At 60.1% G+C, this 12,925-nt stretch carries 15 protein-coding genes; 7 read left to right on the top strand and 8 right to left on the bottom strand.

The window, feature by feature from the left end; translation table 11 throughout:
• Window positions 1-2: 2 nt before the first annotated feature.
• Entirely contained in the window at window positions 3-422 is a 420-nt protein-coding gene (locus ACSBQV_RS22740; RefSeq protein WP_016929710.1) for a DUF805 domain-containing protein, read from the bottom strand.
• Between the two features lie 199 nt (window positions 423-621).
• Between ACSBQV_RS22740 and ACSBQV_RS22735 the strand changes: the two genes are divergently transcribed.
• On the top strand, window positions 622-1,206 hold the full coding sequence (locus ACSBQV_RS22735; protein ID WP_099784706.1) for a DUF1454 family protein: 585 nt from the start codon (window positions 622-624) through the stop codon (window positions 1,204-1,206).
• A 127-nt stretch (window positions 1,207-1,333) separates the two neighbouring features.
• Entirely contained in the window at window positions 1,334-2,101 is a 768-nt protein-coding gene (gene tpiA / locus ACSBQV_RS22730; protein WP_033652212.1) for a triose-phosphate isomerase, read from the top strand.
• 65 nt (window positions 2,102-2,166) lie between these two features.
• Here tpiA and ACSBQV_RS22725 read toward each other — a convergent pair whose 3' ends face one another.
• The 4 genes from ACSBQV_RS22725 to cpxP form a co-directional block, all read right to left on the bottom strand.
• Complete coding sequence (locus ACSBQV_RS22725; protein ID WP_033645235.1) at window positions 2,167-3,156, bottom strand: sulfate ABC transporter substrate-binding protein; 990 nt, start codon at window positions 3,154-3,156, stop codon at window positions 2,167-2,169.
• Window positions 3,157-3,339: 183 nt separating this feature from the next.
• Window positions 3,340-4,302 (bottom strand): 6-phosphofructokinase, encoded by a 963-nt coding sequence (pfkA, locus tag ACSBQV_RS22720; protein ID WP_004931116.1) that lies wholly within the window; start codon window positions 4,300-4,302, stop codon window positions 3,340-3,342.
• A 231-nt stretch (window positions 4,303-4,533) separates the two neighbouring features.
• The gene (gene fieF, locus ACSBQV_RS22715; RefSeq protein WP_033631333.1) at window positions 4,534-5,436 is read right to left on the bottom strand and encodes a CDF family cation-efflux transporter FieF; all 903 of its coding nucleotides are present in this window, start codon (window positions 5,434-5,436) and stop codon (window positions 4,534-4,536) included.
• A gap of 131 nt (window positions 5,437-5,567) precedes the next feature.
• Complete coding sequence (gene cpxP, locus ACSBQV_RS22710) at window positions 5,568-6,047, bottom strand: cell-envelope stress modulator CpxP (RefSeq protein ID WP_004931122.1); 480 nt, start codon at window positions 6,045-6,047, stop codon at window positions 5,568-5,570.
• A gap of 148 nt (window positions 6,048-6,195) precedes the next feature.
• On the opposite strand from cpxP, the gene cpxR reads away from it, so the two are divergent.
• From cpxR to ACSBQV_RS22685, 5 genes are all read left to right on the top strand, one after another.
• On the top strand, window positions 6,196-6,894 hold the full coding sequence (gene cpxR / locus ACSBQV_RS22705; protein WP_004931124.1) for an envelope stress response regulator transcription factor CpxR: 699 nt from the start codon (window positions 6,196-6,198) through the stop codon (window positions 6,892-6,894).
• Window positions 6,891-8,285, top strand: coding sequence for an envelope stress sensor histidine kinase CpxA (gene cpxA, locus ACSBQV_RS22700; protein WP_015379421.1), 1,395 nt, complete (start codon window positions 6,891-6,893; stop codon window positions 8,283-8,285). The genes cpxR and cpxA overlap by 4 nt, the downstream gene beginning before the upstream one ends.
• A 43-nt stretch (window positions 8,286-8,328) precedes the next feature.
• Window positions 8,329-8,802, top strand: coding sequence for a tRNA (uridine(34)/cytosine(34)/5-carboxymethylaminomethyluridine(34)-2'-O)-methyltransferase TrmL (gene trmL / locus ACSBQV_RS22695; RefSeq protein ID WP_042785574.1), 474 nt, complete (start codon window positions 8,329-8,331; stop codon window positions 8,800-8,802).
• A gap of 61 nt (window positions 8,803-8,863) precedes the next feature.
• Entirely contained in the window at window positions 8,864-9,637 is a 774-nt protein-coding gene (locus ACSBQV_RS22690; RefSeq protein WP_099784773.1) for a CHAD domain-containing protein, read from the top strand.
• Between the two features lie 104 nt (window positions 9,638-9,741).
• Entirely contained in the window at window positions 9,742-10,413 is a 672-nt protein-coding gene (locus ACSBQV_RS22685; RefSeq protein WP_033645203.1) for a DUF3313 domain-containing protein, read from the top strand.
• A gap of 61 nt (window positions 10,414-10,474) precedes the next feature.
• Here the strand turns inward: ACSBQV_RS22685 and cysE are convergent, their stop codons facing one another.
• From cysE to secB, 3 genes are all read right to left on the bottom strand, one after another.
• Window positions 10,475-11,296 (bottom strand): serine O-acetyltransferase, encoded by an 822-nt coding sequence (cysE, locus tag ACSBQV_RS22680; RefSeq protein WP_025304676.1) that lies wholly within the window; start codon window positions 11,294-11,296, stop codon window positions 10,475-10,477.
• A 106-nt stretch (window positions 11,297-11,402) separates the two neighbouring features.
• Window positions 11,403-12,422 carry an NAD(P)H-dependent glycerol-3-phosphate dehydrogenase gene (gene gpsA, locus ACSBQV_RS22675; protein ID WP_434991537.1) on the bottom strand — a complete coding sequence of 340 codons (1,020 nt, stop codon included), beginning with the start codon at window positions 12,420-12,422 and terminating at the stop codon, window positions 11,403-11,405.
• Window positions 12,422-12,892: a protein-export chaperone SecB gene (gene secB / locus ACSBQV_RS22670; RefSeq protein WP_004931139.1), complete on the bottom strand. Its 471-nt coding sequence runs from the start codon at window positions 12,890-12,892 to the stop codon at window positions 12,422-12,424. Before secB ends, gpsA begins: the two co-directional genes overlap by 1 nt.
• Window positions 12,893-12,925 lie beyond the last annotated feature (33 nt).

Here is a 12,925-nt window from a genome sequence, read left to right as displayed (position 1 = left end):
GATCAGCGGAACTTCACCGGTTCGGCTTCCGGGCCGAACCGATTGTCTCCCGGCGTGCCGACGAAGGCACCCAAATCGATCATCATCATCACGATAATCAGCGTCGGAATGAAACGCCCGACGCCCCATTGCCAGATCGGCGCCAGCATCTGCCAGTTCCCCGCCGCCAGCATCCACGCCAGGATCAGCAGCAGCGCCCACCAGCCGGCCTTGTTGCGATCGTGCAGGCGCTTGACCAGCACCGCCGCCGTCGGCCACAGCAGCGCCACGATAAAGAAAGCGATGGATTGGATGGCGATCAGCTGATAGTTGGCCAGCGTAAACGCCGCCGCCATCAGCACCAGCCACAGCCCCATCCAGATCCAGAAGTCGCGCCGCCCGATGCGGCCCTTAAAAGAAAAACACCACTGTTGTAACGTCATCGATTCCTGCGCTCTAAGCCTGCCCATATTCTGCGCCGCAGTGTAACATAGGCGCTGCCGGGCCGAGTTTTCCGCCTCGCATAACGCGGCGCGCCGCACAGCTTTCTCGTCAGCGAACCGATAATGGCGTGGGATCTTTGACAAGGCCTGCGGGTTATCGCTTTAATCGGAGCCATCTTTGTCCTTGATGCCATACGCCATGCTGAGAAAAACCCTCGCCATCGCCTGCCTGCTGCAGGCCGCCGCCAGCGCCTGGGCCGAACCGCCCACCGCCGAAGCGAAACCGACCGCGCCTTACCTGCTGGCCGGCGCGCCGACGTTCGACCTGACGGTGATTAAATTCCGCGAAAAGTACAACCGCGATAACCCGAAGCTGCCGATTGGCGAATTCCGCGCCATTCCCGCCGCCGAAGACGATTCGCCGCTGCTGACACGCGCCGCCAGTAAACTCAACGAAAACCTGTACGCCTCCACCGCACTGGAGAAAGGTACCGGTAAAATCAAAACGTTGCAGATCACACATCTGCCGCTGCAGCAGGCCAATGAAGAAAAAGCCGCGCGCACCATCGCCATCAACTACATGGCGGCGCTGATGCGTCAGTTCGAACCGGCGCTGACGGTGGAACAGAGTCAGAACAAGGTGAACAGCCTGCTGGAAAAAGGCAAAGGATCGCGTTTTTACCAACAGCAGGTCGGCGCCATTCGCTATGTCGTCTCGGACAACGGCGATAAAGGGGTCACCTTCGCGGTTGAACCGATTAAGCTGGCGCTTTCCGAGCCGTAACGGCGCGGCATTTAATGACGAAAAGCAAAGCCTTCGCGCTTAATGATCTCTATACTGTTGGGCAGGTAAACTGCCGGTCCGGCAGTTGTCATTTCGACTCTCGCGTTCCCTAGTTGGAGGAAAAAACATGCGTCATCCATTAGTTATGGGTAACTGGAAGCTTAACGGCAGCACCCACATGGTCAACGAACTGATCGCCGGTCTGCGCAGTGAGCTGAGCAGCGTTGACGGCTGTGGCGTCGCCATCGCCCCGCCGGTGATGTATCTGGATCAGGCCAAGCACGCGCTGGCCGGCAGCCGCATCGCGCTGGGCGCGCAGAACGTGGACGTTAACCTGTCCGGCGCCTTCACCGGTGAAGTTTCCGCCAACATGCTGAAAGACGTCGGCGCTCAGTACATCATCATCGGCCACTCCGAGCGTCGCACCTACCACAAAGAAAGCGACGAAGTGATCGCCGAGAAATTCGCCGTGCTGAAAGAAGCCGGTCTGATCCCGGTGCTGTGCATCGGTGAAACCGAAGCGGAAAACGCAGCGGGCAAAACCGAAGAAGTGTGCGCGCGCCAGATCGACGCCGTACTGAAAACGCTGGGCGCACCGGCGATGAAAGGCACCGTGATCGCCTATGAGCCGGTCTGGGCCATCGGTACCGGCAAATCCGCCACCCCTGCGCAAGCGCAGGCCGTGCACAAATTTATCCGCGATCACATCGCCAAACACGATGCCGCGGTCGCCGCTGAAATCATCATCCAGTACGGCGGTTCGGTGAACGACAAGAACGCCGCAGAGCTGTTCTCCCAGCCGGACATCGACGGCGCGCTGGTGGGCGGCGCCTCGCTGAAAGCCGACGCTTTCGCCGTGATCGTCAAGGCCGCTGCCGCAGCGAAAAAAGCCTGATTGTCTTAGGCTTGTCATAAAAAAACCCCGGCTTGCCGGGGTTTTTTATTGCCGCTCGAACGGGATCAGCGTTTGCTTATCTCGTCGAAGACGCCGCCGGTGGCGAAATGCACCTTCTGCGCTTCGGTCCAACCGCCGAAGGTGTCATCCACGGTGAACAGCTTCAGCTGCGGGAACTGGCCGGCGAACTTGGCCGCCACCGCCGCATCGCGCGGGCGATAATAGTGCTGCGCCGCGATAGTCTGCCCTTCCGGCGAATACAGATACTTCAGGTAGGCGGTCGCCACGTCGCGGGTGCCGCGTTTATCGACCACCTTATCCACCACCGACACCGTCGGTTCGGCCAGAATCGATTCGCTCGGGGTGATTATCTCGAACTTGTCTTTGCCCAGCTCTTTCTCCGCCAGCAGCGCTTCGTTTTCCCAGGCGATCAGCACGTCGCCGATACCGCGCTCAACGAAAGTGTTGGTCGAACCGCGCGCGCCGGAATCCAGCACTTCTACGTTCTTGTACAGGTCTTTGACGAACGCCTGCGCCTTGGCCTTATCGTTGTTGTTGTGATGCAACGCGTAGCCCCAGGCGGCGAGGTAGTTCCAGCGGGCGCCGCCGGAGGTTTTCGGATTCGGGGTGATCACCGACACGCCCGGCTTGATCAAGTCAGGCCAGTCATGAATTTGTTTCGGGTTGCCTTTGCGCACCAGGAAGACGATGGTCGACGTGTAAGGCGCCGAGTTGTCCGGCAGGCGTTTTATCCAGTCTTTCTCAATGCGCCCGCGTTCAGCGATGGCGTCGACGTCATAGGCCAACGCCAGCGTCACCACGTCGGCCTCGATGCCGTTGATCACCGAAGTCGCCTGTTTGCCGGAGCCGCCGTGCGACTGACGCACCGTCACCTTGTCGCCGGTTTCCGCCTGGTAATGCTTGCTGAATGCCGTGTTGTAAGCCTGATAGAACTCACGCGTCGGATCGTATGACACGTTCAGCAACTGAATATCCTTCGCCATGGCGCCGGACGCCAACAGCACCAATGTCAGACCTACACCCCATTTACGCATCGACAGGCTCTCCCAGAAAATTAACGCAACCTCAATCGGTTGATTTAGCATCAGAGCCTGCCAGAAACTTTCCCGGCAATTAAAGAATAAAAAAGTTTGGGATAGATGATTCTGGAATATGTCGCCGCCGGGCATAAAAAAGCCCCCGCAAGCGGAGGCTTTCAGCGCGCGGTGAGCGGCGAATCAGTACAGCTTTTTCGCCGTTTCCAGCCAATCGCCCTTGAACGGACGCTTCATGTTTTCGATCGCGTCGATGATGTCGTGATGCACCATCTTTTCGTTCTGGATACCGACGCAGCGGCCGCCGTAACCCTGCAGCAGCAGTTCGATGGCGTAGGCGCCCATGCGCGAGGCCAGGATGCGGTCATAGGCGACCGGTGAACCGCCGCGTTGAATGTGGCCCAGCACGGTAGCGCGGGTTTCACGCTTGGTTTCCTGCTCGATGTGGCGCGCCAGCTCATCGATATCGCAGATGTGCTCGGTGATCGCCACGATGGCGTGCTTTTTGCCCTTGGCGATACCGGCCTTGATTTCGCACACCAGATCTTCGCGATTGAATTCGATTTCAGGCAGCACGATGAATTCGCAGCCGCCGGCAATCGCCGCCGCCAGCGTCAGATCGCCGCAGTAACGGCCCATCACTTCCACGATAGAGATGCGCTGGTGCGACGAGGAGGTATCGCGCAGGCGGTCGATCGCTTCCACCACGGTTTCCAGCGCGGTGAAGTAACCGATGGTGTAGTCGGTACCGGCGACATCGTTATCGATGGTGCCTGGCAGGCCGATGCACGGGAAACCTTCTTCCGTCAGGCGTTTGGCGCCCATGTAGGAACCGTCGCCGCCGATCACCACCAGCGCGTCGATACCGCGATTCTTCAGGTTTTCAATCGCCTTGGCGCGCACGTTTTCATCCCTGAATTCCGGGAAGCGGGCAGAGCCGAGGAAGGTGCCGCCGCGATTGATCATGTCGGACACGCTATAGCGGTCCAGCTGCTCCATGCGATCTTCGTACAAGCCAAGGTAGCCATCGTAAATACCAAAAACTTCCAGACCTTCTGAAAGCGCAGAACGCACAACGCCGCGGATTGCAGCGTTCATACCCGGCGAATCACCGCCGCTCGTCAGTACACCGATTTTCTTGATCATGACTACCTCTGAACTGTGTAGATGCAATTTCTTAAGAATTCTGTCTCCGCCGATCGTCTTGAAACCTCTCCGGCTGCAGAAAACCAGCTTTACGGCTTATTGCTGGATATTATATCAAAAACACCCAGCTGAATTGATTCAAGTCACGCAATATAACGGTTAAAACACCGCATGGCACGCTGAGCTAACTCAGATATTCATGATAATACGTTGCGCTATGCCTCTATATGATTATAGCTCCCAATGCCCCTGCCTACCCGGCGGCACCACGGAGCACGGATCCAGGTGAATGATGACGTCCGCCCCCGCAAAACGTTGCCGCAGGGCTTGTTCCACCTGATCGGCCAACCGGTGCGCCTCGCGCAGCGGCAGCGTGTCCTCCATCTCCAGATGCAGCTGGATGAAACGCGTCGGCCCCGACTGACGCGTGCGCAGATCGTGTGCGCCTTTCACGCCGGGCCAGGAGGAAACCACAGCGATAATCGCCTGGCGCTCGTCATCCGGCAACGCCCGATCCAACAGCGACTGCACCGCTTCATAGCCCATGCGCAACGCGCTATAGAGGATGTAAACGCCGATGCCCAGCGCGAACAACGCATCCGCCCGTTGGAAGCCGTACCAGCTTAGCCCAAGAGCGATAAGAATAGCACCATTCATCATGACATCTGACTGATAATGCAGCATATCTGCGCGTACGGCCTGACTGCGCGTTTTTCTGACCACCCAGCGTTGATAGGTGACCAGAATCAGCGTGCTGACCAACGCGATCACCGTCACCACGACCCCGACGCCGGGATCGCGCAGCGTTTGCGGTGCATACAGGTGCTGGAAGCCGGTGAGGAACAAAAACAGGGCGGAGCCGGAAATAAACATGCTCTGCGCCAGCGCCGCCAGCGATTCCGCTTTGCCGTGGCCGAAGGTGTGCTCGGCATCGGCCGGCTGCAGCGAATAGCGCACCACCAGAAGGTTGGTCAGCGAGGCGGCGATATCGACCAACGAATCCACCAGCGCCGCCAACAGGCTGACCGAACCGGTGTGGTACCAGGCGACGATTTTGATCAACAGCAGCGACGACGCCAGCGCGGTTGCGGCCAACGCGGCGGACTTTACCAGGCGTGCATAGCGCTGTTCCATAAGGGGCCCCGGCCAAAAGGTGTGGCGCTCAATATAGCGAAATGTTGGATAAAAAAAACCCCGCCATCATGGCGGGGAAGACAGGGATGGTGTCTATGGCAAGGAAAAACAGGGGACTACTCAGTCGTACTTCACTTCTGGGCAGAAGCTTGCTGCAAACCAGAAATTTGTTGCTCCATCTGCTGCATGCGCTGCTGATGTTTCTGGTCTAAAACACTTTTTTGCTCTGGCGTCAGCAGGTTATACATTTGGTTGCGCACCCGGGCCATTTCGACCTGGCGCTTGACCTGCTGTTGGGCCATCTTTTCCGCCTGGGCGTACACGGCGGCTTCGTCAAATTTCTCTGCGGTCACCAGTTTATGCATGGCTTCCATTTCAGCTACATTGACACCAGGCAGATCGTGCCGGGCCTGGCGCATCAAATCGCGCATTTGCTGGCGCTGCTGTTCGCTGAGGCTGACACCGTCGAACATATGGTGCTGGCCGGGTATTCGGGTCATCGCGTCGTTGCCGGGAGGTTGGGCTGTGTCCGGTATAGTGTCGGCAGCGAAGGCAGCGGTCGAACCAATTGCCAGCAGTGATGCCATAACTAATGCGGTCACCTTACGCATTTCAACTCCTCAAGCTTTCTCACTTTGCGAATCAACGAGGAGCAGTGTACCGCCACACCTGAAAACCTGCGTCAGTGCATGTAAAACTACGTAAAGTCATGGAATGGCAACAGTTGATGACGTATTTTGCGTCTGGAGGTAAATCATAATGAACAAGATTCTGTTAGTTGACGACGACCGCGAGTTGACCTCGCTGTTAAAAGAACTGCTTGAAATGGAAGGTTTTAATATCGTCGTCGCGCACGATGGCGAGCAGGCGTTGTCGCTGCTGGACAGCTCCGTCGATCTGCTGCTGCTCGACATCATGATGCCGAAGAAAAACGGCATCGATACGCTGAAAGAACTGCGCCAACATCACCAGACGCCGGTCATCATGCTGACCGCGCGCGGCAGCGAGCTGGACCGCGTGCTGGGCCTGGAGCTGGGCGCCGATGATTACCTGCCGAAACCCTTCAACGATCGCGAGCTGGTCGCGCGCATTCGCGCCATTCTGCGCCGTTCCAACTGGAGCGAACAGCAGCAGCAGGTCGACAGCGGCGCCCCGACGCTGGATGTCGATGGCCTGCAGCTGAACCCCGGCCGCCAGGAGGCCAGCTTCGACGGCCAGGTGCTGGATCTGACCGGCACCGAGTTCACCCTGCTGTATCTGCTGGCGCAGCATCTCGGCCAGGTGGTGTCGCGCGAACTGCTGAGCCAGGAAGTGCTGGGCAAACGCCTGACTCCGTTCGATCGCGCCATCGACATGCACATCTCCAACCTGCGGCGTAAGCTGCCGGATCGCAAAGACGGGCATCCGTGGTTCAAAACCCTGCGCGGGCGTGGTTATTTGATGGTATCTGCAACATGATCAACAGTTTGACGGCACGCATCTTCGCCATTTTCTGGTTCACGTTAGCCCTGGTGCTAATGCTGGTGCTGATGGTGCCCAAGCTCGACTCCCGCCAAATGACCTCGCTGCTCGACAGCGAGCAGCGGCAGGGGTTGATGCTGGAACAGCACGTTGAGGCCGAGCTGCAAAACGATCCGGCCAACGATCTGATGTGGTGGCGCCGCCTGTTCCGCGCCATCGATAAATGGGCGCCGCCGGGCCAACGCCTGCTACTGGTCACCAGCGAAGGCCGGGTGATCGGCGCGCAGCGCAACGAAATGCAGATCGTCCGCAACTTCATCGGCCAATCCGATAACTCGGATCATCCGAAGAAGAAAAAATACGGCCGCGTCGAGCTGGTCGGGCCGTTCGCGGTGCGCGACGGCGAAGACAACTACCAGCTGTACCTGATCCGTCCCGCCAACAGCCCGCAATCCGATTTCATCAACCTGATGTTCGACCGGCCGCTGCTGCTGCTGATCGTCACCATGCTGATCAGCGCCCCGCTGCTGCTGTGGCTGGCCTGGAGCCTGGCGAAGCCGGCGCGCAAGCTGAAGAACGCCGCCGATGACGTGGCGCGCGGCAACCTGAAGCAGCATCCGGAGCTGGAGGCCGGTCCGCAGGAGTTCCTGGCTACCGGCGCCAGCTTCAACCAGATGGTCAGCGCGCTGGAGCGCATGATGAACGCGCAGCAGCGTCTGATCTCGGATATCTCGCACGAGCTGCGCACGCCGCTGACTCGCCTGCAGCTGGCCACCGCGCTGATGCGCCGCCGCCACGGCGAAGGCCACGAACTGGCGCGCATCGAAACCGAAGCGCAGCGGCTGGATTCGATGATCAACGATCTGCTGGCGCTGTCTCGCGGGCAGCAGAAGGGCGAGCTGGCGCGCGAGCAGTTGAAGGCCAACGAACTGTGGGCCGACGTGCTGGACAACGCCCGTTTCGAAGCGGAACAGATGGGCAAGCAGTTGGAGATCGCTGCGCCGCCCGGCCCGTGGACGCTGTTCGGCAACGCGAGCGCGCTGGACAGCGCGTTGGAAAACATCGTGCGCAACGCCCTGCGTTATTCGCACACCCGCATCGCCGTGGCGTTCAGCGCCGACAATCAGGGCGTGACCATCCAGGTTGACGACGACGGCCCCGGCGTCAGCGCCGAAGATCGCGAGCAGATTTTCCGCCCGTTCTACCGCACCGATGAGGCGCGCGACCGTGAGTCCGGCGGCACCGGCCTTGGCCTGGCTATCGTCGAGGCGGCGGTCAATCAGCATCGCGGCTGGGTGAAGGCCGAAGACAGCCCGCTTGGCGGCCTGCGGCTGGTGCTGTGGCTGCCGCTGCATCATCAACGCCTATCGTCTAAGACAGAACAGTAAGAGTTTGCTATCCTGCGCCCCTCGTTCACGAGGGGCCTGCAACATGCTGAACATCGTTTTATTTGAACCCGAGATTCCACCCAATACCGGCAATATCATCCGCCTGTGCGCCAATACCGGCTTTAATCTGCATCTGATCGAACCGCTGGGTTTTCCGTGGGACGACAAGCGTCTGCGCCGCGCCGGGCTGGATTACCATGAGTTCACCCGCGTCCACCGTCATGCCGACTACGCCGCTTTTCTCGCCGCAGAGGATCCGCAACGGCTGTTTGCTCTCACGACCAAAGGCACGCCGGCGCACAGCGCCGTCAGCTATCAGGCCGGCGACTACCTGCTGTTCGGCCCGGAAACGCGCGGGTTGCCCGCCGACATCCTCGATGCGCTGCCCGCGCAGCAAAAAATCCGCATCCCGATGCAGGCGCAAAGCCGCAGCATGAACCTGTCGAATGCCGTCGCGGTGGTGGTTTATGAAGCCTGGCGGCAAATGGACTATGCCGGCGCGCTGATCAAGGCGTAATCGGCAACGACGCGCCATACTGAAGGAGGCATCGTTGCGATGCTCTCTCCAGGAACGGCACATGGCTTTCGTCGAGGATATTGTCACCCCGCTTCGCCGGCTCGAGTCGGCGCTGAACGAGGCGCTACAGCGGCTGCAACAGGCGCCGGACAGCGAAGCGCTGCACGATTTGCGCGTCAGTCTGCGCCGTATCCGCAGCCTGCTGCGCCCGTTGCACGGTTGCCCCGGCGCAACGCGACTCGATCGGGCCGCCGCCCAGTTGGGCAGGCTCACGACGCCGCTGCGCGATCTCGAGGTGCTGATCGCCGAACTGGCGCACCATCACCTGGATTGGCAGGCCAACGTGCGCCAGAGCGATTTTCAGGCCCGCTGCCGCCAACTGCTCGCCAACCCGCAGCTCATCAGCTTCCCTTCGCTATTGCACGCCTGGCCGCACCGCTTTCGCCGCACCGCGCAACGCGCCGCCAAACACCGTGTGAACCGACGCCTGCAGCGCCAGCAGCGGCAATTGCGCCGGGCATTGGCTGATACCGGCTACGATCGCCACCGTCTGCGGCTGCTGGTTAAACGCCTGCGTTACGCGGCCGAAGCCTACCCGCAACGCCTTCCCCTTTCTCCCGCCGCGATGACGAGCCTGAAAGCGGCGCAAAATGCCCTCGGTGATTGGCACGACCGGGAGGTTTGGTGCCTGCAAGCCGAACATCAGGCGGATCTCTGGCCATTGTTGCCACAGTGGCAAGCTGAGCTACGCCTGACGCTGGCCAGAGCGGATGCCTCACTCACCGCCTTATCACCGACGCTGGCGACAAAAACCGGCGGCGCATCACGATCCTGAAAAAAGGCCGCGACAGGGCACGCCCGGCCCCGAAAATGCCCGCTACGCCGCAGATAATGCGCTATGTTTTGTAAGGGTAATCACCACTCATCATAGGAAACCACATGAAAAAACAACGCTTGAGCGTTGCCATGGCCGTTCTGGCAGCGGGCCTGTTGCTGGCGGGCTGTTCGTCCAAAGTCACCCAAACGTCGCAATATTCGGGCTTCTTGTCCGATTACAGCAAACTGCAGGAAACCACCTCGCCAAGCGGTCATAAAACGCTGCGCTGGGTAGATCCGAGCTACAAGGAATCCAACTATCGCGGCATCTATTTCCAACCGGTGGTCTATTTCCCGGCGGAGAAACCCACGGCGCGCGTCAGCCAGGACACGTTGAACAAGATTAAGGCCTACGCGACCCAGCGGATCAAAACCGCGCTGCAGAACCGCTTTACCATTCTGCCAAGCCCGGCGGGCTCGCGCGTGCTGGTGGCCAAACTCGCCATCACCGCCGTTTCGGCCGAAAACGAAGACATGAAGTTCTATGAGGTGGTGCCGGTCGCTGCGGTGGTTGCCAGCACCATGGCGGCTACCGGGCACCGGACGCAAAATACCGCGCTGTATATCGAAGGCGAGTTGATCGACCAGGATACCGGTAAAACGGTGATGGAAGTGGTGCGCAAGGCCTACGGTAAAACCGTCAACAACGACAGCACGCCGGTCACGGCGGATGACGTCAAGGCGGCGATCGACGATATCGTTACCGATATCACCCAGTTCCCGAAACAGGGCTGACCGCCGCTTGAAAAACACAGGGGGAGCCGAAGCTCCCCCTGAATGGACCCGCAGGCACGGCTTAGATGCCGTCGCCGTACTCGAATCCGTGGTTGGTGCCGTTGAAGTATTGATCCATATCCATCGACGGCGTATCGCTCTCCGGGCGCCCGACGATACGCGCCGGCACCCCGGCGGCGGTGGTGTGCGGCGGCACCGCCTGCAAGACCACCGAGCCCGCGCCAATCTTGGCGCCCTTGCCCACTTCGATATTGCCGAGAATTTTGGCGCCGGCGCCAATCATCACCCCTTCGCGAATTTTCGGGTGACGGTCACCGCTGGTTTTCCCGGTACCGCCCAGGGTGACCGACTGCAGAATAGAGACGTTGTTTTCCACCACCGCCGTTTCACCAATCACGATGCCGGTGGCGTGGTCGAGCATGATGCCGCAGCCGATGGTCGCCGCCGGGTGGATGTCTACGCCGAAGGCGACGGAAATTTGATTTTGCAGGTAGATCGCCAGCGCTTGCCGCCCTTGCTGCCACAGCCAGTGGCCGATGCGGTAAGCCTGCAGCGCGTGGAACCCTTTCAAGTAAAGCAGCGGCGTGGAGTATTTATCGACCGCCGGGTCGCGCAGCCGCACCGCGAGAATATCGCGCGCCGCCGAAACGATCATCTGATTGTCGGACTTGTAGGCCTCTTCCACCACCTCGCGCACCGCGATGGCGGGCATGATCGGCGTCGCCAGCTTGTTGGCCAACATATAGCTGAGCGCGCTGCCCAGGTTCTCATGCTTGAGCAACGTCGCATGGAAAAAGCTGGCCAGCATCGGTTCACAATCAGCCAGTGCTCGCGCTTCTGATTTAATGCTGTTCCAGACCTGCTCCAACTCTTCTGACGACATCACATACCCCTTTGCCTTGCCAAACGGGCCGCTTCACACGGTGGTGCGGAGCGGCCCAGGTCATTTGCGGGGTCAGCATTCCGCTGCCCCGACATATCGTTTTATGTCACGCGCTGGGCTTTTCGTCCTTTCGGGCTCGCCCCAGCAGGCTCAGCGCCGCTTCGCGGGCGTCCTTGTGGCAGTAAAGCACCTGATAGATCTGTTCGGTGATCGGCATTTCCACGCCGTGCCGCTGCGCCAACGCCAACACCTCTTTGGTATTGCGATAGCCCTCGACCACCTGACCGATACTGTCCTGCGCTTCCTGCACGCCTTTGCCCTGCCCCAGCATAATGCCGAAGCGGCGGTTGCGCGACTGGTTGTCCGTGCAGGTTAGCACCAGATCCCCCAGCCCCGCCATGCCCATGAACGTCGAAGGATCGGCGCCCAGCGCAGAACCCAGACGGCTCATTTCCGCCAGCCCGCGCGTAATCAACGCGGTGCGGGCGTTGGCGCCGAAACCGATGCCGTCGGAAATGCCGGCGCCGATGGCGATCACGTTCTTCACCGCGCCGCCAAGCTGAACGCCGATGAAGTCGGGATTGCTGTAGACGCGGAAGCTCTTGCCGCAGTGCAGCAGCTGTTGCAGATCGTCGGCGAACTGCGCATCGGTCGCCGCCAGCGCAATCGCCGTCGGCAGGCCGGCGGCCAGCTCTTTGGCGAACGTCGGCCCGGAGAGCACCGCCAGCGGGATCGCCTCGCCCAATGCCTCACGCGCCACGTCCTGCAGCAACCGGCCGGTTTCGGCCTCCAGCCCCTTGGTGGCCCACACGATGCGGGCGTCAGGGCGCAGATGCGGCTTCAGCTGGCGCAATACGTCGCCGAACACATGGCTCGGCACCACCACCAGCACGTCGCGGCTGGCAGCCAGCGCACGCGCCAAATCGGCTTCAAGCAGCAGGGTATCGGGGAAAGGAACGTCGGGCAGAAACGCCTGATTGCAGCGATCGCGCTGCAACGTTTGAATTTGCGCGGGGTTATGCCCCCACAACACTACGGTGTGGCCGTTACGCGCCAGCGTGATGGCCAATGCGGTGCCGTACGAGCCGGCACCGATGACAGTCATTGAAGCATTGACGGTGTTCATCAGGCATCCTGATGTGGTGCGGCACCTTCGCCTTCCGCCTGCTGCTGCAGATAGTTCATGAACAGCGCGTCAAAGTTGACCGGTGCCAGGTTCAGCTGCGGGAATGTGCCGCGGGAAACCAGGCTGGTGATGCACTCGCGCGCATACGGGAACAGGATGTTCGGGCAGTATGCGCCCAGGCAATGCGCCAGCTGCGTGCCTTCGATGCCTGCTACCGAGAAGATGCCCGCCTGTTGCACTTCGCACAGGAACGCCGTCTCTTCGCCCAGGGTCGCCGTCACGGTTACGCGCAGTACCACTTCATACACTTCGTCAGCCAGTTGGCTGGACGCGGTATCCAGATCAAGTTTAACTTCCGGCTGCCATTCCTGCTGGAAAACCTGCGGCGCGTTCGGCGCTTCGAAGGAGATGTCCTTGGTATAAATACGTTGGATCTGGAAAGCCATTTCAGTGCTGTTTTGTTCTGACATGTGAGTAATACCCTTGGTTAAACGTCCTTATTG

Origin of the sequence: Serratia sp. B501, assembly GCF_051172315.1 — a bacterium.
GTDB lineage: Bacteria > Pseudomonadota > Gammaproteobacteria > Enterobacterales > Enterobacteriaceae > Serratia > Serratia ureilytica.
This window is presented reverse-complemented; position numbering and strand designations above follow the sequence as displayed.